This window comes from Mesorhizobium sp. ESP6-5 (assembly GCF_020164695.1).
GTDB classification, from domain to species: Bacteria; Pseudomonadota; Alphaproteobacteria; order Rhizobiales; family Rhizobiaceae; genus Mesorhizobium; species Mesorhizobium australicum.
This window is the reverse complement of sequence record NZ_JAIUGR010000017.1, coordinates 1-18,297: the sequence shown is the minus strand read 5'-3', so window position 1 is coordinate 18,297 and position 18,297 is coordinate 1. Positions and strand designations below refer to the sequence as shown.

General features: G+C 63.0%; 23 protein-coding genes. 18 read left to right on the top strand and 5 right to left on the bottom strand.

Annotated elements, in window-relative coordinates; all coding sequences use genetic code 11:
- Positions 1–34: 34 nt before the first annotated feature.
- From LB524_RS24850 to LB524_RS24840, 3 genes are all read right to left on the bottom strand, one after another.
- Positions 35–1,030 carry a tetratricopeptide repeat protein gene (locus LB524_RS24850; RefSeq protein WP_263486799.1) on the bottom strand — a complete coding sequence of 332 codons (996 nt, stop codon included), beginning with the start codon at positions 1,028–1,030 and terminating at the stop codon, positions 35–37.
- Between the two features lie 46 nt (positions 1,031–1,076).
- Positions 1,077–1,724: a thiamine phosphate synthase gene (locus LB524_RS24845; RefSeq protein WP_140791742.1), complete on the bottom strand. Its 648-nt coding sequence runs from the start codon at positions 1,722–1,724 to the stop codon at positions 1,077–1,079.
- A gap of 132 nt (positions 1,725–1,856) precedes the next feature.
- Positions 1,857–2,762, bottom strand: coding sequence for a DMT family transporter (locus LB524_RS24840; protein ID WP_140874757.1), 906 nt, complete (start codon positions 2,760–2,762; stop codon positions 1,857–1,859).
- A 132-nt stretch (positions 2,763–2,894) separates the two neighbouring features.
- Between LB524_RS24840 and LB524_RS24835 the strand changes: the two genes are divergently transcribed.
- From LB524_RS24835 to LB524_RS24825, 3 genes are all read left to right on the top strand, one after another.
- Positions 2,895–3,347 carry an Lrp/AsnC family transcriptional regulator gene (locus LB524_RS24835; RefSeq protein WP_015315253.1) on the top strand — a complete coding sequence of 151 codons (453 nt, stop codon included), beginning with the start codon at positions 2,895–2,897 and terminating at the stop codon, positions 3,345–3,347.
- 91 nt (positions 3,348–3,438) lie between these two features.
- On the top strand, positions 3,439–4,167 hold the full coding sequence (locus LB524_RS24830; protein WP_224530932.1) for a class I SAM-dependent methyltransferase: 729 nt from the start codon (positions 3,439–3,441) through the stop codon (positions 4,165–4,167).
- A gap of 104 nt (positions 4,168–4,271) precedes the next feature.
- Positions 4,272–5,042, top strand: coding sequence for a sulfite exporter TauE/SafE family protein (locus LB524_RS24825; protein ID WP_224530931.1), 771 nt, complete (start codon positions 4,272–4,274; stop codon positions 5,040–5,042).
- A 13-nt stretch (positions 5,043–5,055) separates the two neighbouring features.
- Here LB524_RS24825 and LB524_RS24820 read toward each other — a convergent pair whose 3' ends face one another.
- The gene (locus tag LB524_RS24820; RefSeq protein ID WP_140616634.1) at positions 5,056–5,607 is read right to left on the bottom strand and encodes a DUF2269 family protein; all 552 of its coding nucleotides are present in this window, start codon (positions 5,605–5,607) and stop codon (positions 5,056–5,058) included.
- Positions 5,608–5,932: 325 nt separating this feature from the next.
- On the opposite strand from LB524_RS24820, the gene LB524_RS24815 reads away from it, so the two are divergent.
- The 8 genes from LB524_RS24815 (at position 5,933) to LB524_RS24780 (ending at position 11,389) form a co-directional block, all read left to right on the top strand.
- The gene (locus LB524_RS24815) at positions 5,933–6,325 is read left to right on the top strand and encodes a hypothetical protein (protein WP_015315257.1); all 393 of its coding nucleotides are present in this window, start codon (positions 5,933–5,935) and stop codon (positions 6,323–6,325) included.
- Positions 6,326–6,698: 373 nt separating this feature from the next.
- The gene (locus LB524_RS24810) at positions 6,699–7,232 is read left to right on the top strand and encodes a DUF1465 family protein (protein WP_015315258.1); all 534 of its coding nucleotides are present in this window, start codon (positions 6,699–6,701) and stop codon (positions 7,230–7,232) included.
- A gap of 88 nt (positions 7,233–7,320) precedes the next feature.
- A complete protein-coding gene (gene ruvC / locus LB524_RS24805; protein ID WP_140662639.1) occupies positions 7,321–7,830 on the top strand; it encodes a crossover junction endodeoxyribonuclease RuvC in 510 nt (169 codons plus the stop codon).
- A 55-nt stretch (positions 7,831–7,885) separates the two neighbouring features.
- On the top strand, positions 7,886–8,155 hold the full coding sequence (locus LB524_RS24800) for an AbrB/MazE/SpoVT family DNA-binding domain-containing protein (protein WP_015315260.1): 270 nt from the start codon (positions 7,886–7,888) through the stop codon (positions 8,153–8,155).
- Positions 8,133–8,552: a type II toxin-antitoxin system VapC family toxin gene (locus LB524_RS24795; RefSeq protein WP_140822584.1), complete on the top strand. Its 420-nt coding sequence runs from the start codon at positions 8,133–8,135 to the stop codon at positions 8,550–8,552. Before LB524_RS24800 ends, LB524_RS24795 begins: the two co-directional genes overlap by 23 nt.
- Positions 8,553–8,580: 28 nt before the next feature.
- Positions 8,581–9,201 carry a Holliday junction branch migration protein RuvA gene (gene ruvA / locus LB524_RS24790; RefSeq protein WP_015315262.1) on the top strand — a complete coding sequence of 207 codons (621 nt, stop codon included), beginning with the start codon at positions 8,581–8,583 and terminating at the stop codon, positions 9,199–9,201.
- A 43-nt stretch (positions 9,202–9,244) separates the two neighbouring features.
- Positions 9,245–10,282: a Holliday junction branch migration DNA helicase RuvB gene (ruvB, locus tag LB524_RS24785; protein WP_015315263.1), complete on the top strand. Its 1,038-nt coding sequence runs from the start codon at positions 9,245–9,247 to the stop codon at positions 10,280–10,282.
- Positions 10,283–10,492: 210 nt separating this feature from the next.
- Positions 10,493–11,389: a metallophosphoesterase gene (locus tag LB524_RS24780; RefSeq protein WP_140616637.1), complete on the top strand. Its 897-nt coding sequence runs from the start codon at positions 10,493–10,495 to the stop codon at positions 11,387–11,389.
- A gap of 25 nt (positions 11,390–11,414) precedes the next feature.
- Here the strand turns inward: LB524_RS24780 and LB524_RS24775 are convergent, their stop codons facing one another.
- On the bottom strand, positions 11,415–12,665 hold the full coding sequence (locus LB524_RS24775) for a glycoside hydrolase family 5 protein (protein ID WP_224530930.1): 1,251 nt from the start codon (positions 12,663–12,665) through the stop codon (positions 11,415–11,417).
- A 53-nt stretch (positions 12,666–12,718) separates the two neighbouring features.
- Here LB524_RS24775 and ybgC point away from each other — a divergent pair, with 53 nt between their 5' ends.
- The 7 genes from ybgC to pal all read left to right on the top strand — a co-directional run.
- The gene (gene ybgC, locus LB524_RS24770) at positions 12,719–13,198 is read left to right on the top strand and encodes a tol-pal system-associated acyl-CoA thioesterase (RefSeq protein WP_140822578.1); all 480 of its coding nucleotides are present in this window, start codon (positions 12,719–12,721) and stop codon (positions 13,196–13,198) included.
- Positions 13,199–13,468: 270 nt separating this feature from the next.
- Positions 13,469–14,179: a protein TolQ gene (gene tolQ, locus LB524_RS24765; RefSeq protein WP_015315267.1), complete on the top strand. Its 711-nt coding sequence runs from the start codon at positions 13,469–13,471 to the stop codon at positions 14,177–14,179.
- A gap of 9 nt (positions 14,180–14,188) precedes the next feature.
- Positions 14,189–14,644, top strand: a complete 456-nt coding sequence (gene tolR, locus LB524_RS24760; protein WP_023784270.1) for a protein TolR — start codon at positions 14,189–14,191, stop codon at positions 14,642–14,644.
- A gap of 7 nt (positions 14,645–14,651) precedes the next feature.
- Positions 14,652–15,809: a TonB family protein gene (locus LB524_RS24755; protein WP_224530929.1), complete on the top strand. Its 1,158-nt coding sequence runs from the start codon at positions 14,652–14,654 to the stop codon at positions 15,807–15,809.
- 78 nt (positions 15,810–15,887) lie between these two features.
- Positions 15,888–17,159 (top strand): Tol-Pal system beta propeller repeat protein TolB, encoded by a 1,272-nt coding sequence (tolB, locus tag LB524_RS24750; RefSeq protein ID WP_224531044.1) that lies wholly within the window; start codon positions 15,888–15,890, stop codon positions 17,157–17,159.
- A gap of 32 nt (positions 17,160–17,191) precedes the next feature.
- Entirely contained in the window at positions 17,192–17,569 is a 378-nt protein-coding gene (locus tag LB524_RS24745) for a four helix bundle protein (protein WP_140712595.1), read from the top strand.
- 259 nt (positions 17,570–17,828) lie between these two features.
- A partial coding sequence (pal, locus tag LB524_RS24740; protein WP_224530928.1) for a peptidoglycan-associated lipoprotein Pal occupies positions 17,829–18,297 on the top strand: 469 nt, incomplete at its 3' end.

Here is an 18,297-nt window from a genome sequence, read left to right as displayed (position 1 = left end):
GGGGGCGGGCACCGGCCGGTTCCGCCTACCGCCATCAGGGCAGGCGGTTGGCCTTCTGCAGGGCCTGCTTGGTCTGGTCGTCGCTCAGCCCTTGCAGGAAATCGTCCATCTGCTGATCGATGAGGCCGGCGCGGCAGGCGACGATGTACCAGGCGCCGGCGAGCACGAGGTCGGGATCGGTGCCGATGCCTTGCATATAGAGTTTTGCCAGCCGGTTCTGGGCCGCGACATTGCCGCCTTCGGCGGCCTGCTTCGTCCAGCCGAAGGCCGATTTCAGGTCGCGCGCGCCGCCGCGGCCCTCGATCATCCAGGCGGCGAGATCGATCTGCGCGGTGTCGTAGTTCTGACGGGCGGCCTGCGCCAGTAGCCGCCGTGCCTGTGCATCGTCGCGCGGCTTGCCCCCGACGCCGTTGGCATAGATCTGCGACATGGCGTACTGCGCGTCGGCGAGACCGGTCGCGGCGGCACGCTCATAGTAGGAAACCGCCTTGGCCAGGCCGGCGTTGCCGGGATCCTGCTGGACCAGCATCTGCGCGAAATTGAACTGCGCCAGCTGGTTGCCGGCCTCGGCGGCAGCCTGCATCAGGGCATAGGCTTCCTTCGCGTCCTTCTTGACGTAGCGGCCGTCGAGCAGCATCAACGCATATTGGAACTGCGATTCCGGCACACCCTGCTCGGCGGCAAGCGCGTACCATTTCGCGGCCTCGGCCGCGTTCAACGGCACGCCCAACCCACGCGACAGGATCTCGGCCACCAGCGTCTGCGCCGCCGGATCGCCATTCTGCGCACGGACCAGCGCCAGATTATAGGCGGTCTTGTAAAGACCACGCTGGAAGGCACCATAGGCAGCGTCCGCCGGCTTGGCGCCAAAGCGGTCGGGATTGACGCTGTCGGCCGATGGCAACGGCGCGGGTTCGGATGTGGTGGCGGGCTGCGGCAGCTGCTTTTCGATCGGCTTGTCGGTGTGCACGCCGGTTTCAGGCTTGGGCTGCGGCAAGGGTATGGTTTCGGCGGCGGCGGCCTGGATCATCACCGCCGCGAGCAGGGCCTGAAGGGAAAGCCTTGCCAGGAACACGTCAGTCCTCGAGGCGCGGCGCTGTTTCGTCGAGCAGCGCATTGGCCCGGGCGATCGCCGCCTTCGGATCGATGCCGTCGGCGAACACGGCGCTCGACAGCGCGACGAATTCGGCGCCGGTGGCGGCCACGGTTTCGACAGAGGCAAGATCGGAACCGGCCTCGACGATGCAGGGGATCTGGATCATCTGCGCCCACCATTGCCCCAATGACAGGTTGCGCGGATGCGGCTCGGGCTTGTTGTCGTAGCCGAACCGGCCGAAGAAAATGTAGTCGGGCCGGGCTTCGCCGAGTTCGAGCGCGTCGTCACGCGTCTTGGCGCCGCCGGCGCCGACCGTCATTTTCGCCTGGAAATGTTCGATCGTCTCGGCGAGTTCGGCCTTGGAGACCTCGACATGGATGCCGTCGGCCTGGACGCGGCCCGCGATGCGGGTGTCGCCAGCGATAATGACGGCCACTCCGGCGGCCTGCGCGACCGGCACGATACGCTCGGCGAAGGCCTGGAAGGAGGCCTCGTCCATGCCGTTCTCGGGCAGGATCAGCGAGGCGACATCGCCGCCGTCGAATGCGGCCGTGATCCGATCCGCCGACACGCCGGACGGCGCGATCAGCACGATGCGGCAGCGGTTGGGGGGCGTTGCGTCATTCATGGTTCTTCGATCCCGGGTTTCGCCTATGCCGGGCGAAGATGGTTGGATTGCGGCATAGAGCAAACTGCCCGCTTTGAACAGGCGGGCAGCCGGATCGCGATTTTTGATCCGCCGGGCAGCCGGCGCGTCGCCTTACCTGATCGGCTCGGGGCTCGCGGCGGCCGGTCTCGGTTTCCACAATGTCCAGCCGAGGTTCATGCCGGCGGCCGCGATCAGGATGGCGGCGGCGCCGGCGACCTGACTGAGGTGCAGCCGGTGGCCGAAGGCGGTGACATCGACCAGGATGGCAACGACCGGATAAATGAAGGACAGCGACCCCTGCAGATGCGTCGGCAGCTTCTGGATGGCGCCGTACATAAGGATGTACATCAGGCCGGTGTGGACGATGCCGAGCGTTGCCAGCATGGCCCAGCTCCATGGATCGCCGGGGAGATGCGCGAAATTGGCGAAGGGCGCGAGCATGACGACGCCGACGCAGACCTGAATCAGCGCGATCAGATGCGGTGGCGTGCCCTTGAGCTTCTTGGTGACGATTGCCGCGACGGCCCAGAAAAAGGCGGCGGCCAGAGCCATCAGGATGCCGGCGAAATAGTTCGTGCCGACATCAGCGGCATCGGGAGCAGCGGCGACGATCAGCAGCATGCCGGCGAAGGCGATTGCCAGCCATGTCAGCTTGGTCAATGTCAGCCGCTCGGCGAACAAGAGCGCGCCGAAGCCGACCAGCATGAAAGGCTGCGTGTTGTAGACGGCGGTGGCGATCGAGATCGACGCGCGCGAGAAGGCGCTGAACAAGAGCAGCCAGTTGATGACGATCGCCGCACCCCCAAGCGCGGCAAGGCCGATGACGCGCAACGACAGCCTGTTGCGCAGTAATCCAAGCGAAGCGCAGATGAAGAGCAGCGTCAGCGCGCCGAACGCGCAGCGCCAGAACACGACATCCATGATCGGCTGACCGGACATGATGACGAACCAGCCGATCGTTCCCAGGATCGCCATTGCGGCCGACATTTCGACCGTGCCTCGTACCGTATCGTTCATAATAAGCCTCTGAACCCGTTGAGGCGGCATAATCTCATGTGAGGTCTGGGCTATCCATCTCCTAGGAAAGGCAATATAATGATAGTGCCTAATTAAATTAGGCATCCGCTCGAAATCAACGAGAAATAGAAAATGCTGGATGATTTAGACCGAAATCTGCTGGAAATCCTGGTCAGGGATGCGCGAACCTCGCTGAAGGATCTGGCGGCCCAGGTCGGGCTATCGTCGCCGAGCGTTTCGGAGCGGCTGCGGCGCCTCGAGGAGCGCGGCGTCATCCGGGCGTTCACCGTCGAGATCGATCCGCTGGCGCTCGGCTATACGCTGCAGGCGATCGTGCGGATCAAGCCTCTGCCGGGCAAGCTGCACATCGTTCAGAAATTGATCGAGGAGATTGAGGCGTTTGGCGAATGCGACAAGGTGACCGGCGACGACTGCTTCGTCGCCCGGCTGTTCGTGCGCTCGATCGGCGACCTCGACGGCATTCTCGATCGCATCGCCGACAAGGCCGAGACCAGCACCGCCATTATCAAGGCACAGCCGATCCGGCGGCGACCGCCGCCACTGGGGTTGCCGGCGGCCTCGTAGGCTTGACACGGCATGGCAGTGGTGGAAAGGCGCGGCCAGTCCACCATCTGTCAGTCTTCCGCCGGATGACCGTCCGAGGAGCCAAAAAAAGATGGCGCAGAACATTTATGATCAACCCGATTTCTTCGCGGGCTACAGCCAGCTTGGCCGCTCCGTCGAAGGCCTGGATGGTGCCGCCGAGTGGCCGGCGTTGCGCGCGATGCTGCCCGATGTCGGTGGCCTGAGGGTCGTCGACCTCGGCTGCGGCTTTGGCTGGTTCTGCCGCTGGGCACATGAAAATGGAGCGAGGGAAGTCCTTGGGCTGGACCTGTCGGAGAAGATGCTGGCCCGTGCGAGAGCGGCCGGCCCGGACACCGGCATCACCTACGAGAGAGCCGACCTCGACCAGCTCAGCCTGCCGCAAGGCGGCTTCGACCTCGCCTACAGTTCGCTCGCCTTGCATTACGTCGAAGACATTGAGCGCCTGTTCGGGGCCGTGCACGAAGCCCTGTCGCCCGGCGGGCATTTCGTCTTCTCGACCGAGCATCCGATCTACATGGCGCCGACCAATCCGGGCTGGTCGATCGATGGGGAGGGGAAAAGGACCTGGCCTGTCGACCAGTATCTGGTGGAAGGGCCGCGCAAGACCAACTGGCTGGCCAAGGGGGTGGTGAAACATCACCGCACCATCGGCACCACGCTCAACGCCCTGATCCGCGCGGGTTTCACGATCGAGCATGTCGAGGAATTCAGTCCGACGGACGCGCAGATCGCGGCCAGACCGGACCTGGCGGAAGAACTCGAGCGACCGATGTTCCTGCTGGTTTCGGCGTGGCGATAGAATAGGGCATGGCGAGGCGCGCGGGTTGCTTTTGCTGTCGCTCGACTCAAGATTGTGGGCTATTCAGGCGTCGACGCGCTTTCCCTCCAGATCAGTTCCTCCTCATGTCAGGCCTGCTTCTCGATCCGTGGTTCTACGCGGCCGCCATTCCGGCGGTCATCCTGGTCGGCCTGTCCAAGGGCGGCTTCGGCGGCGCGGTCGGTTTCGTCGGCGTGCCGCTGATGGCGCTGACCATGCCGCCGGTTCAAGCGGCCGCCATCCTGCTGCCGATCCTGTGCTTGATGGACATCGTCTCGGTGTGGACATGGTGGGGCGTGTACGACCGCAAGATGCTGGTCGACATGATGCCGGGCGCTGTTCTCGGCATAGGGCTTGGCTGGCTGACGGCGGCACTGGTCACCGAGGAAGCGGTGCGGCTCATCGTCGGCGCCGTTGCCATCATCTTCGTGCTGCGCTGGCTTTACCTGCAATTTCGTCATGGTTCCGACCATGCGGCCGCACCTAACCGCGTGGCCGCGGCCATATGGGGCACGGTCGCAGGCTTCACCAGCTTCGTCGCCCATGTCGGCGGCCCGCCCTTCCAGGTCTATGCCTTGCCGATCCGGCTCGACCCCAGGGTGTTGTCGGGCACGGCAGCGATCTTCTTCGCCGCTACCAACGCGCTGAAACTCATCCCGTATTTCGCGCTCGGCCAGTTCGACACCGCCAATCTGACGGCGTCCGCCGTGCTGATGCCGCTGGCGCCACTGTCGACCATCGCCGGTGCCTGGCTGGTGCGGCGGATGCGGCCAGAAATTTTTTATCCCTTCACCTATGCGACCGTGGCGGTCGTGGCAGTGAAGCTTCTGTGGGACGGGATCGCCGGCATCATGTAGCGCTCCAGCCGCGTCAGGCGGCGCTGGGCACCATGCGTCTTGGCCGGCTGAGCGCCATTGTGGCACCGGCGGCAAGGACCACCACCATGCCGGCGAGAATCCCGACGTCGTGCAGGGTAGGCTTCAGAACCATGTCGGTGATGATGATGAGCATGACCGCATAGTCGAAGCGCGCCGCCCGCAGGATGCGCTGTCCATAGCCAAGTGCCGCAGGCGTTACGCCATCCCTGGCGATCATCGCGCCCATGCGGTCGGCGGTCGGCTTGAAGACGAACATGCCGATGCAGAAGGTCGTGGCGTATCCGGCAAGCCCGATCAGGACCCAGAGATCGGAGAAGCCGACCCAGAACGAGCACATGATCAATCCGAAGACCAATGTCAGCATCGACATCGGAGCGAAGAAGCGGTTGCCCAGTTCGCCAGTGGCGCGCATCGCCTGCAGCGTTCCCTGGATGTTGCCGGCGCGATCCGCCAGCGTCGCCAGCACCATCAGCGTGAAGCCGCCGCCGACCCAAAGCATCGCCGAAAGGATGTGCAGCAATTTGATGATGGAATACCAATCCATGGCTTTCTCCCCGATGTCCAATGGTTGCTGGCGAGGCCGCGCCATTGCCCGCCCGCCGCTTCGATGCCGCAGCGTTTAGCGCCGCGGCTGTTTCAGGACGATGTCGTGGAAAAACCGGCTGTGTTTCAGGCTGCCGGCTAACGAAAGGAGAAACTAATATGATGAACCCACCGCCCGGTTTTCTGCTATCGTCGGCAGCGTCGGGGAGCGACATCGTCCGGAAACACTGCCGATGCTAGTGCCGACGCCGGAAGTCCGGCGGCGACAGCGCTCGCCTGACGATCACCCATTCCCAGCTTGGGAAAAGGCAATTCGGGGGACTAATATGCAAGGGGTAGCACGGAATTTCTTCACGCTGGCGATCATCTACGCGTTGTGCGGCATGGCGCTCGGCATTCACATGGCGATCAGCGAAGACCACGGCCAGATGCCGACCCACGCCCACACGATGGTGGCCGGTTGGCTGATGTCGGCGGTTTTCGCGTTCTTTTACCACCTGTTTCCGGCTGCCGGGCAAAAGACGCTGGCCCTTGTCCATTTCTGGCTGACGGCAATCAGCGGCATCGGGCTGATGATCGGCCTTTATATACTGCTTGCCGGAAATCCGGGGATCGAGCCGTTGCTGGGGATATCTTCGATCGGCTTCTACGCAGGCATGCTGCTGTTTGCCTTCATCGCCTTGCCGGTGGTGTGGAAAAAAAGCCTGAGTGAAGGCTGAAACCCAGCCGGTGCGGCTGTGTTGTTACGGCACAGGAGCACGGTGTTGGGTAAAAAAACATCAGAGCCGTTAAGGGTTCATTAAGCTTTACAGGCGTTTACTATGTCCATCCAGTGATCTGGATTCTTACCGAGTGGTTGGAGCCACTTTGTTTGACGCCTCCCTGTTAAACTCCTGAGAGCCGCCTTATCCGCGGCTCTTTTTTTGTCCGCACCCAGGCGGCATTCCGCACGGCCGAACGCCGTTAACCTTCTGTTAAACATGTGCTTGCCTTCACCCCGGACGAAGCGCATTTTCAAGCTTCAGTTCTATAGGGTCACGGGTGTATCGGCAGAGAGCCGAATCGGCCGGTCGCAAGTGCAGGGGCGTATCAATGAACGAGCCTTCGAAGGGCATTGCGAAAACCGTCAAGCTGGCGGAACGACGGGTGTTTTCGCACTCCTTCAAACCGCTTTACCAGGAAGGCATGGGCCTAGTCGAACAGGCGGCGGAATATCTCGACGGCAAGGGCCGGGCAGAGGCCAAGAAACTGTCGCGGCTGGCGGCCACGCTCTACGCGGCCGAATCGATGCGGCTGACCACCAGGCTGATGCAGGTTGCCTCGTGGCTGCTTTTGCAGCGTGCGGCGAATTCCGGCGAGATGACGCGCGATCAGGTCGCTTCGGAAAAATCCAAGGTGCGTCTCGACACCGCTTCCGCCCATGACGAGGCGGCCGGCTGGGCCGAACTGCCGACCGATTTCCTCGATCTCGTCAACCGGTCGTTGCGCCTGCAGGCATTGGTGCGCCGCATGGACGAAGAGATCTATGGCGCAGGCGCCGTGGTCGACATGCAGCCCGTGGCCCGCCGGCCCAATCCGGTGTCGGACCAGATCAGCCTGCTCAACACGGCTTTCGCCCGCAACTGAGAAACGTCGAGGCCTCCCGGTTGGCTGAACGTTTCCGGTTTGTTCACTTTTCGCTGGCATCGCTGTCCGCCGGAGGTACACTCACGGCATGGGGGACGCGATTCGCATCATCGGGATCGATCCGGGGCTCAGGCGCACCGGCTGGGGCATCGTCGAGAGCCTCGGCAATTCCTTGCGCTTTGTTGCTGCGGGCACCGTCCGCTCGGAGGACAAGGCGGCGCTGGCGACGCGGCTCTGCCAGCTGCATGACGGGCTCGCCGACATCCTGCACCAGGCGATGCCGCATGAAGCCGCGGTCGAACAGACCTTCGTCAACAAGGATGCCGTTGCGACGCTGAAGCTCGGCCAGGCGCGCGGCATCGCCATGCTGGTGCCGGCGCGCGCCGGCCTCGTCGTCGCCGAATATGCGCCGAACGCGGTGAAGAAAGCGGTGATCGGCGTCGGTCACGGCGACAAGAAGCAGATCCACATGATGGTGAAGGTGCTGTTGCCGAAAGCGATCTTCGACACCGAACATGCCGCCGACGCGCTGGCCATCGCGATTTGTCACGTGCATCACCGGCAAAGTGCCGCTTACCGAATGGCGCTTGCCGAATAGCAATGTTCTTGACTTGTTCACGCTGCGCGCGTAGTAATACCCTAGAGGTATTACCATGCGCGTGACCACCAAGGGCCAAGTCACAATCCCCAAGCCGATAAGGGACCATCTGGGCATCGGACCGGGCTCCGAGGTTGAGTTCGTGGCCACCGAGGAAGGGGCTCGGCTCGTTGCCGTCAATGAAAACCTGTCCGATGAAGAAGTCGCGCGCAGGTTCAGGAATATTCTCCACGGCATGGCGGGCACACTGGATCTGGGAGGCATGACCGCCGACGCTTACATGGAGTGGTTGAGAGGCCCGCGTGAAGATCTCGACGTTGATTGACACCAATGTCCTCATCGACGTTTGGGGGCCAACCGGGCCGCTGACGGAATGGTCAGCGTCTGCAATCGTTTCATGCCGTAGCGACGGCGCATTGGTCGTCAATACAATCGTCTGGTCTGAGCTCGCGCCGCTGATCCCGACGGAGACGGCGCTTCGAAGAGCCGTCGACATGCTCGAAATGGATCGCGAACTTGTACCTTGGGACGCGGCATTCCTTGCGGGCGTCACGCATTCCCGCTATCGCCGGGCCGGCGGCGTTCGGGAACGCATCTTGCCTGATTTCTTTATTGGTGCTCATGCGGCTGTTGCCGGACATCGTCTTTTGACCCGCGACGCCGCGCGCTATCGCAGTTATTTCCCCGATCTCGATATCATCTCTCCGGAAACGCACCCATGAGGGGCTTATCTCCCATGAAAGATCTGGCATGATCGGCAAGCTCAAGGGTACGCTCGACGAGGTCGACGAAGACCATTGTCTCGTCGATATCCACGGCGTCGGCTACGTCGCGTACTGCTCGACCCGCACGCTTGCCGCGCTGCCTTCGCCTGGCGAAGCGGTGGTGCTGTTCATCGAGACCTATGTGCGAGAGGACATGATCCGGCTCTATGGTTTCCAGTCGCAGCTCGAGCGCGAATGGTTTCGGCTGCTGATGAACAATGTGCCGGGTGTCGGCGCCAAGGTGGCGCTGGCCATCCTGTCGACGCTGGCGCCGGCTGACCTTGCCAATGCCATTGCACTGCGCGACATCGCCATGGTTTCCCGCGCGCCCGGCGTCGGCAAGAAGGTGGCCGAGCGCATCGTCACCGAATTGAAGGCCAAGGCGCCGGCCTATGCGGGCACCGCCACCGGCACCATTGGGCTCAAGCAGGAACTCGGCGAAGGCGTAGCGCCGGCGCCGATCACCGACGCCGTCTCGGCGCTGGTCAATCTCGGCTATTCCCGCGACACCGCCGCCAATGCGGTGTCAGCAGCGCTGAAGACGGCGGGCGAGGGCGCCGATGCGTCCAAACTGATCCGTTTTGGGTTGAAGGAACTGGCACGGTGAGCCATCGCTTGTCCGGGGCGCTGCCCTGTGCAAGGAAGGTCCCATGAGCCTTTCCCCCCGCCTCATTGCACCGGAAAAGCGCGGCGAGGATGCCGAGCAGACCCTGCGGCCGCAAACGCTTGACGATTTCGTCGGCCAAGCGGCGGTGCGGGCCAATCTCAAGGTCTTCATAGAGGCCGCCAAGGGCCGCAAGGAAGCGCTCGACCATGTGCTGTTCGTCGGACCGCCGGGGCTGGGCAAGACGACGCTGGCGCAGATCATGGCGCGCGAACTCGGTGTCAATTTCCGCTCGACCTCCGGGCCGGTCATCGCCAAGGCCGGCGATCTCGCGGCATTGCTTACCAATCTCGAAGAAGGCGACGTGCTGTTCATCGACGAGATCCACAGGCTCAACCCGGCGGTGGAGGAAATCCTTTATCCGGCGATGGAGGATTTCCAGCTCGACCTGATCATCGGCGAGGGTCCGGCAGCGCGTTCGGTGAAGATCGACCTAGCGCACTTCACGCTGGTCGCCGCCACCACGCGGCTCGGCCTGCTCACCAATCCGCTGCGCGACCGCTTCGGCATCCCGGTGCGGCTCAACTTCTACACCGTCGAGGAGTTGGAGCAGATCGTGCGGCGCGGCGCGCGCATCCTGCAGATGCCACTCGGCGACGACGGTGCGCTGGAAATCGCGCGGCGCGCGCGCGGCACGCCACGCATTGCCGGACGGCTGCTGCGGCGCGTGCGCGATTTCGCCTCGGTGGCCGGCGACGGCCATGTCGACCGCCTGATCGCCGACGAGGCCTTGACCCGGCTCGAAGTCGACGCGCTTGGCCTCGACGCCCTCGACCGCCGCTATCTCAGCATGATCGCCCGTAATTTCGGCGGCGGTCCGGTCGGCATCGAGACCATCGCCGCCGGCCTGTCCGAGCCGCGCGATGCCATCGAGGACATCATCGAGCCCTATCTGATCCAGCAGGGGTTCATCCAGCGCACACCACGCGGACGCATGCTGACCGCCAATGCCTGGCGCCATCTCGGCCTCGATGCGCCGAAGGATTTGGCGCAGCAGCAGATCAATCTGTTCCAGGAAGAATAGCCACGCAAGCGATCAGGCGCGGGTTTCGCGGACCAGCGATCAAGCATCAGTGAACGGGCCTGCGCAAATTCTCCTCATCTTCGCCGGCTTACCGGCGTATTGCTGGATTGTATCGGGTTCGCTGCATCCATGCATGTCCTCCTCCCGACCGAGATCGCTTTTGGGCGACATGTAGCAGCGCATGCCGAAATGAGGTGCCGGAGCCACTTGATGATAACCAGACGCGGGTTCCTGCGCTTTATCGGCGGGTCGTTCCTGTCGGTCGCCTCCTTCAGCGCCTACGCCGTCGGTATCGAGCCGATGCTGCTGACGCATGTGAAGCGCTATGCGCTGACGCCACCGCATTGGCCGGCCGGATTGAAGCTGCGCGTCGTCGCGCTCGCCGACATCCATGCTTGCCGGCCGTGGATGACGCCGGAGCGGATCGCGTCGCTTGCCGAAGAGGCGAATGCCTTGCAGCCGGACCTGATCGTGCTGCTCGGCGACTACATAGCCGGCATGCGCCTGGTGTCGCAAAGGGTGACGCCGCCGGAATGGGCTGGCGCCCTGTCGGGCCTCAAGGCGCCGCTCGGCGTGGTGTCGATCCTCGGCAATCACGACTGGTGGGCCGACGGCTTTGCGCAGCGTGCCGAAGTCGGCCCGACGATCGCGCGCAAGGCTCTGGAGAAAGCCGGCATCCCGGTGCTGGAGAACGACGCCGTGCGTCTGGAAAAGGACGGACATGGCGTCTGGATCGCGGGCCTCGCCGATCAGTTGGCGCTGTTGCCGAAAAAGAAGCACGAGCCTCCCAGGGGATTGGACGATCTCGACGGCACGCTGGCCAAAATCAGCGACGCCGCGCCCGTCATCCTGCTGGCGCACGAACCGGACATTTTTCCAAAAGTGCCGTGGCGTGTGTCGCTGACGCTATCGGGACACACCCATGGCGGGCAGGTGCGGCTGTTCGGCTATTCGCCGATCGTGCCATCCCAGTTCGGCAATCGCTACGCCTATGGCCATGTCGTCGAGAACGACCGCAACCTCATCGTCTCGGGCGGGCTTGGCTTCAGCAATTTGCCGATCCGTTTCGGAATGCGCCCGGAAATCCTGCAGATAGACCTCGGCTGACCGGCGCGTCATGGCAGGCTTCGGGTCATGGCAGGCTTCGGATTGCGTCCAGCACGTCAGGCTCGGCCTTGTCGCCATTGAATGCGTCGACGATGCCGAAAGCCCCGCCATAGCTCCACACCGACCATGAGAAGCCATGCGCTTCGGCCCGAGCGATCATGTCCCTGACATAGGCGGCCCGATATTCGGCCGGCATCACGTAGGCATTGCCATACTCCTGGCGGATCATGCCGAACTCGCCCAGCGTGATGTCTTCCGGCTTGATGCCGTTGGCCCTCGCCCAAGCCTCGACAGCCTTGAACGGCGCATCCATCAAGCCAAGCAGCTTGTCGGCGCTGTCCATGCTGGCGACCTGCTCGTCGAGGTAGGCAAGCAGGCCATGCTGCCGTGTCCACGGCGCCTCGGCTTTGATCCGGGCGCGGATGGTGTCCAGCGTCACATCAAGCTGCGCCTTCGGCACCGCGGTCAAAGGATAGGGCAGGCCGGTCACATAGGGAATGAAGTCGCCGGCCCAGGTCGCGCCCTGATGGGTGAGCAGGAACGGGTCATAGGAGTGGAAGGTCCAGATGACGTTGTCGTCGGGGATCGTCTTCGGGTCGATCTTTTCCAGAGACGAAGCAGCGGAATAGCAAGCTCCGGTCAGGACCAGCGTCAGTTTCGTCGCCGAGGCGCGCGCCGCCGCGAACAGCTTGCGCTGGCGGTCGGGCCACAGGCTGGTGCCGTCGCTGTCGCAATCGACGATCGGCTCGTTCATGGGTTCGAAAGCGACCTTCTCGGGATCTTCGGCGGCCAGCGTGCGCGCCATGCCGCGAACCACCTCGACATAGCGGTCGAAGGTCGCGGGGTCGTCCATCACTTCGCCCATGCCGATCTTGCGGCCGCCGCCGGCCGGGATCAGGTGCATGTCGACGATGACCTTCAGTCCGGCGCGATTGATCATGCGCGCCGAGTCCAGCACGCTGGCATAGAGTTGGTCACGAAGGTCCGTTGTCTTGTCCGAGAGAAAAGGCGACGGATCGACCGGCATGCGCAGGAAATCGAAGCCGGCATCCTTCAGCGCCTTGAGGTCGTCCTCGTTGAGGAATTTGCGCCATTCCGGGTAGGGCAGGATGGCCTTGGCATCACCCCACTGGTCCTCGCCGGGCCAGGTGACCCACTGGTCGAGATTGAGACCGCGCTTCATCGTGAAGGTCGCCGCCTCACCCGACAGTGTAGAAGCGGCCAGCGCCAGCACGACCGCCATCAAGGTCTTGATCATCGTCGTTAACAGTGCCATCGGGTTCATGCGCCAAAAATACCTGCCGCGTCGGCATCCAAAAGGGAAGCGCAATGGGCGATCATGGTGAATCCGCGGCATTGCTGGCAGGGCTTTCCGGTGCGCTGACCGCGTTCGGCCACCGGCTGATGGCGCGGGTCTATTATGCCGATACCGATTTCTCGGGTGTCGTCTATCACGCGCGCTATCTGGAATTCCTCGAGCGCGGCCGCTCCGACTATCTCAGGCTCACCGGCGTGCATCACACCGAACTCGCCGACGGCAAGCACGGCGAGAAGATCGTGTGGGTGGTGCGCCGCATGGAGATCGACTTCCGCATCCCCGCCCGTATCGATGACATCCTGACCGTCGATACCCGCACCGAGACCATTTCCGGCGCGCGTATCTTCATGGCGCAGCAGCTCAAGCGCGGCGACGAGGTGCTGGTCGAGGCCAAGGTCGAGGCGGCGATCATCGGCGAAAACGGCCGGCCGAGGCGTTTTCCCAGGGAATGGGTGGCGGCGTTCATGCCCAAGGTCGTTCCCCAGGACTGATTGGACGGATCGCGTGCTGACTTCGCCGGCGGCGGTGCCGGGGCGCGGCAATGCGCCGCGCCTTATGGACTAACCCATCCTTAACCATAACGGTTCATGAAGAGATTGGTGAAGATTGGCGTTATCCAGCGCCTTCCTTTCACCAATATTTGCCCCGAAAAGGCCGCTAACGGCACGGTTTGGGGTGTCCGGTAGCTTCGTGCGAACCGACCACAAGGGATGCCATGGGCCAGCCGCCAGCTTCGCCCGGAAAATCTTAAGGACGTAACGATGGAAAATATCGCACTCGCCGAACCGGGCGCGCAATTGTCGATTTGGGCCTTGTTCATGCAGGCCAGCTGGGTGGTCAAGCTGGTCATGATCGGGCTGCTCTGCGCCTCGGTGTGGACCTGGGCGATCATCGTCGACAAGCTGGTTGCCTATGGCCGCATGCGCCTGGCGCTGAACCGCTTCGAGCAGGTTTTCTGGTCCGGGCAGTCGCTGGAGGAGCTCTATCGCACCCTTGCCGACCGCAAGACGACAGGCATGGGCGCCATCTTCGTCGCCGCCATGCGCGAATGGAAGAAGAGTTTCGAGAAAGGCGCCAAGTCGCCGCTCGGCCTGCAGACCCGCATCGACAAGGCCATGGACCTGGCGCTGACCCGTGAGATGGAAAAGCTGGAGGGCCGCCTCGGCTTTCTCGCCACCACCGGCTCGGCGGCACCTTTCATCGGCCTGTTCGGCACCGTCATCGGCATCATGACCTCGTTCCAGGCCATCGCCGGCTCAAAGAACACCAGTCTCGCGGTGGTCGCGCCCGGCATCGCCGAGGCGCTGCTGGCGACGGCCATCGGCCTGCTCGCCGCCATTCCGGCGGTCATCGCCTATAACAAGCTGTCATCAGATGCGAGCAAGATCGCCGTGCGGATGGAGGGGTTCTCCGACGAGTTCTCCGCCATACTCTCGCGCCAAATCGATGAAAAAGTCGCGCCGAAGGCCTGAGGGACGATCATGGGAATGTCTGTAGGCGCAGGTGGTGGACGTGGCGGCAGGGGTCATCGACGGCGCGGCCGTCACCATGCATTGATGTCGGAGATCAACGTCACGCCGATGGTCGACGTGATGCTGGTGCTGCTGATCATCTTCATGGTCGCCGCACCGATGCTGACGGTCGGCGTGCCGATCGACCTGCCCGACACGCAGGCCAAGGCGATGAATGCCGACACCCAGCCGATCACCGTGTCGATCGATGCGACCGGCAAGATCTTCCTGCAGGAAACCGAGATTCCGATCGAGGAGCTGGTGGCCAAGCTGCAGGCGATCTCGAAGACCGGCTATGAAGAGCGCATCTTCATCCGAGGCGACAAGTCGACCGACTACGGCACGGCGATGAAGGTGATGGCCCGCATTTCGGCCGCTGGCTACAAGAACATCGGCTTGGTTTCACTGCAGGAACAGGATCAATAGACACACGATGAGGACCGGCCTCACCACATCGGTGATCTTGCATACGGCGGTGCTGGCCTTCGGCCTGTTCACGCTGTCGGCGCCGGCCGCGCTTCCGTCCGCCGATGTCGAGTCCGTCGCGGTCGATATCGTGCCGATGGAAGCCATTGCGCAGACCCTGCAGGGCGACAAGAAGGCCGTGATGCATGAAAAGCCGGCGCCGTTGCCGACGCAGCGTCCCGATATCGTGCCGAATGCACAGAAGGTCGGCGAAAACAGCGTCGACACCGACAAGCCGATAACGCCTGAAGCCAAGCCGAAACCCGTCGACACGACCTCGGCTCCGGCGCCCGCGCCGACCCCGAAGGAAATCCCGAAGACCGAGGACGTGCCGAAGTCGCAGGAAAAGCCCAAGCCCATTCCGGCGACGGAAGTGGCGCCAGCGCCGACGCCCAAGGAAGAGGTCAAGCCTGAGCCGGTCAAGCAGACCGAGCCGAAGCCCACTCCGGCAAAGCCCGCGCCGACACCGCCGCCGCAGGACAAGACCGCCGCCATCGATCCGACGCCCGAGGTCAAGCCCGACGCCGTCGCCGAGGCCATAGCCAAGGACCCGCCCACCGAGGAGACGCAGTTGCCGAATTCGGCGCCCGCGCCGGAGGCCCGGCCGAAGCCGCAGCCGGCACAGGCCGAAAGCGCCAAGGCGCCTGAACGCAAGGATGCCGACAAGCCGGTCAAGGAAGCCTCGTCCAAGCCAAAGTCGGACGACAAGCAGTTCAACGCCAACGAGATTTCGGCGCTGCTCGACAAGCAGAAGCCGTCCGGCGGCGGCGCCAAGCGCTCGACGCAGCAAGCGTCGCTCGGCGGCGACAAGGATCAGGGCCAGAAGCTGTCGAAGTCGGAGCAGGGCGCCCTGGAAAGCCAGCTCGGCGGTTGCTGGACCTTGCCGGCCGGGCTTGAAGGTTCGGAGAATTTCGTCGTCGTCGTCCGTTTCAACCTGAACAACTCCGGCAAGCTCGACGGCCGTCCTTCCGTTGAAACGTCGAGCGGCAACAGGCAGTTCGACGAGAGCGCGGTGCGCGCGGTTCAGAAATGCGACATGGCCGGCCTGCAAGTTCCCGCCGGCAAGCAGGACATCTGGAACGACATCCGGGTCACATTCGACCCAAGGGAGATGCTCGGCCTCTAGGCCCTGATATCCGAAGATCAGTATGAGAAGCGAGAAGACATGAAATCAATCCTCAAGCCGCTCCTGACGATTGCAGCCATGGCGCTGGGCATGACGGCCATCGTTCCGATGCCTGCCTGGGCGCTGGTCGAACTCAACGTCAACAAGGGCAATGTCGAGCCGTTGCCGATCGCCATCACCGATTTCCAGGGCGGCGACGCACTTGGCGCGCAGATTTCCCAGATCGTCACCGCCGACTTGAAGCGCTCCGGCCTGTTCGCGCCGATCGACAAGAGCGCCTTCATCGAGAAGATCGCCAATCCGGACGCAACCCCCCGCTTCGACGACTGGAAGGTGATCAATGCGCAGGCTCTGGTCACCGGCAGCGTCAGCAAGGAAGCAGACGGCCGCATCCGCGCCCAGTACCGGCTGTGGGACACATTCGCGGGGCAGCAGATGGCCGGCGAGCAGTTCTTCGCCAACGACGCCAATCAGCGCCGCGTCGCCCACATCATCGCCGACGCCATCTATGAACGGCTGACCGGCGAGAAGGGCTATTTCGACACGCGTGTCGTGTTCATCGACGAGTCCGGCGCCAAGAACGCGCGCAAGAAGCGCCTCGCCATCATGGACCAGGACGGCGCCAACGTCCGCTACCTTTCGGACGGCAGGTCGATCGTGCTGACGCCGCGCTTCTCGCCGAACCGGCAGGAAATCACCTACATGTCCTATGAGAGCGGCCAGCCCAGGGTCTATCTCCTGCAGATCGAGACCGGGCAGCGTGAACTGGTCGGCAATTTTCCAGGCATGACCTTTGCACCGCGCTTCTCGCCCGACGGCCAGAAGGTGATCATGAGCCTGCTGCGCGACGACGGCAATTCCAACATCTTCGCCATGGACCTGCGCAGCCGTTCGACGACGCGGCTGACCAACTCGACCGCCATCGACACCTCGCCTTCCTACTCGCCCGACGGCAGCAAGGTGGTGTTCACCTCCGACCGTGGCGGTCGCGCGCAGATCTACGTCATGGGCGCCGACGGATCGGGCCAGACCCGCATCTCCTTCGGCGATGGCGTCTATTCGACGCCGGTTTGGTCGCCGCGCGGCGACCTCATCGCCTTCACCAAGCAGAGCGGCGGCGAATTCCAGATCGGCGTCATGAAGACCGACGGCTCGGGCGAGCGCATCCTGTCGTCCGGCTTCCAGCAGGAAGGTCCGACCTGGGCGCCGAATGGCCGCGTGCTGATGTTCTTCCGCGACGCCAATGGCGGCCCGAAACTGGTTTCCGTCGATCTCACCGGCCGCAACGAGCAGCCGATCCCGACGACGAATTTTGCTTCGGATCCGGCTTGGTCACCGCTGCTGGAATAGAACGGGAATTGGCGAATTGAAGAATTGAAGAGATGGAGAAAGTAGAGGGCTACGTTAAGCGAGCAAAGGATCTAGAGGTCTACAAGCGCGCTTACGTGGTCTCTCTGGCGGTTCACAAGGCCACCCTCGCTTTTCCCAAGATAGAGCAATACGCGCTGGCCGATCAGCTGCGGCGTTCCAGCAAAGGGATTTGCGCCAATCTGGCCGAGGGATTTGCCAAACAGAGCCACTCCAAAGCCGAATTTGCCCGGTTCATTTCGATGGCCATAGGATCGTGCAGTGAAGTGGAGACGTGGATTTCATACGCGTTCGATCTCGAATACATCTCGCAGGCGCAACGGGACGAGTGGCTACAATCGTATGGCCAGGTGTACGGAATGCTGGTGAACCTCAGAGTGAAGCTAGGGTAAACATCCTTCTTCAATTCTTCAGTTCTCCAACTCTTCAATTCCCCTCTTACATTCCCCTTTTCCATGCCTTCGTCGCGTTTTGGCCGCATTTCCGCCTAGGGTCCGCGCCAACTGTGGCCTACGACAAAACAGCTGCGGACGGGCAGCCTAAACCAAATTTTAACCGTGTTTCTTGAATGCCGGTTAACCCAAACGTGGTTACTGGGTGATCAACGAAATCACTCGAAACATGATCACTCGAATACGAAGGAGAGGCGGCATGGGCCGTATCGCAGCACTGACCAGAAACCCGGCCATGATCGCGCTGGTGGCGATGCTCGCCATCACCGGTTGCGCTTCGAAGAAGACGCCGAACAGCGCCGCTGACCTTGGCCTCAATGGCGCGGGTGCCGCAACACCCGGCTCGGCACAGGACTTCACCGTCAACATCGGCGACCGTATCTTCTTCGATACGGACTCGACCTCGATCCGTGCCGACGCACAGACGACGCTGTCGCGCCAGGCACAGTGGCTGAACCAGTACAAGCAGTATGCCATCGTCGTCGAAGGCCATGCCGACGAACGCGGCACGCGCGAATACAATCTGGCGCTCGGTGCCCGCCGTGCCGCCGCCACGCGCGACTTCCTGGTTTCCAAGGGCGTTTCGGCGAGCCGTCTCAAGACGATTTCCTACGGCAAGGAACGTCCGGTCGCCGTATGCGACGACATCTCCTGTTGGTCGCAGAACC

Bases quoted from the DNA above. Each gene is read 5' to 3' on its own strand.
- LB524_RS24850 (WP_263486799.1), bottom strand. From the start codon at position 1,030: ATGATCCAGGCCGCCGCCGCCGAAACCATACCCTTGCCGCAGCCCAAG.
- LB524_RS24845 (WP_140791742.1), bottom strand. From the start codon at position 1,724: ATGAATGACGCAACGCCCCCCAACCGCTGCCGCATCGTGCTGATCGCG.
- LB524_RS24840 (WP_140874757.1), bottom strand. From the start codon at position 2,762: ATGAACGATACGGTACGAGGCACGGTCGAAATGTCGGCCGCAATGGCG.
- LB524_RS24835 (WP_015315253.1), top strand. From the start codon at position 2,895: ATGCTGGATGATTTAGACCGAAATCTGCTGGAAATCCTGGTCAGGGAT.
- LB524_RS24830 (WP_224530932.1), top strand. From the start codon at position 3,439: ATGGCGCAGAACATTTATGATCAACCCGATTTCTTCGCGGGCTACAGC.
- LB524_RS24825 (WP_224530931.1), top strand. From the start codon at position 4,272: ATGTCAGGCCTGCTTCTCGATCCGTGGTTCTACGCGGCCGCCATTCCG.
- LB524_RS24820 (WP_140616634.1), bottom strand. From the start codon at position 5,607: ATGGATTGGTATTCCATCATCAAATTGCTGCACATCCTTTCGGCGATG.
- LB524_RS24815 (WP_015315257.1), top strand. From the start codon at position 5,933: ATGCAAGGGGTAGCACGGAATTTCTTCACGCTGGCGATCATCTACGCG.
- LB524_RS24810 (WP_015315258.1), top strand. From the start codon at position 6,699: ATGAACGAGCCTTCGAAGGGCATTGCGAAAACCGTCAAGCTGGCGGAA.
- ruvC (WP_140662639.1), top strand. From the start codon at position 7,321: ATGGGGGACGCGATTCGCATCATCGGGATCGATCCGGGGCTCAGGCGC.
- LB524_RS24800 (WP_015315260.1), top strand. From the start codon at position 7,886: ATGCGCGTGACCACCAAGGGCCAAGTCACAATCCCCAAGCCGATAAGG.
- ruvA (WP_015315262.1), top strand. From the start codon at position 8,581: ATGATCGGCAAGCTCAAGGGTACGCTCGACGAGGTCGACGAAGACCAT.
- ruvB (WP_015315263.1), top strand. From the start codon at position 9,245: ATGAGCCTTTCCCCCCGCCTCATTGCACCGGAAAAGCGCGGCGAGGAT.
- LB524_RS24780 (WP_140616637.1), top strand. From the start codon at position 10,493: ATGATAACCAGACGCGGGTTCCTGCGCTTTATCGGCGGGTCGTTCCTG.
- LB524_RS24775 (WP_224530930.1), bottom strand. From the start codon at position 12,665: ATGGCACTGTTAACGACGATGATCAAGACCTTGATGGCGGTCGTGCTG.
- ybgC (WP_140822578.1), top strand. From the start codon at position 12,719: ATGGGCGATCATGGTGAATCCGCGGCATTGCTGGCAGGGCTTTCCGGT.
- tolQ (WP_015315267.1), top strand. From the start codon at position 13,469: ATGGAAAATATCGCACTCGCCGAACCGGGCGCGCAATTGTCGATTTGG.
- tolR (WP_023784270.1), top strand. From the start codon at position 14,189: ATGGGAATGTCTGTAGGCGCAGGTGGTGGACGTGGCGGCAGGGGTCAT.
- LB524_RS24755 (WP_224530929.1), top strand. From the start codon at position 14,652: ATGAGGACCGGCCTCACCACATCGGTGATCTTGCATACGGCGGTGCTG.
- tolB (WP_224531044.1), top strand. From the start codon at position 15,888: ATGGCGCTGGGCATGACGGCCATCGTTCCGATGCCTGCCTGGGCGCTG.
- LB524_RS24745 (WP_140712595.1), top strand. From the start codon at position 17,192: ATGGAGAAAGTAGAGGGCTACGTTAAGCGAGCAAAGGATCTAGAGGTC.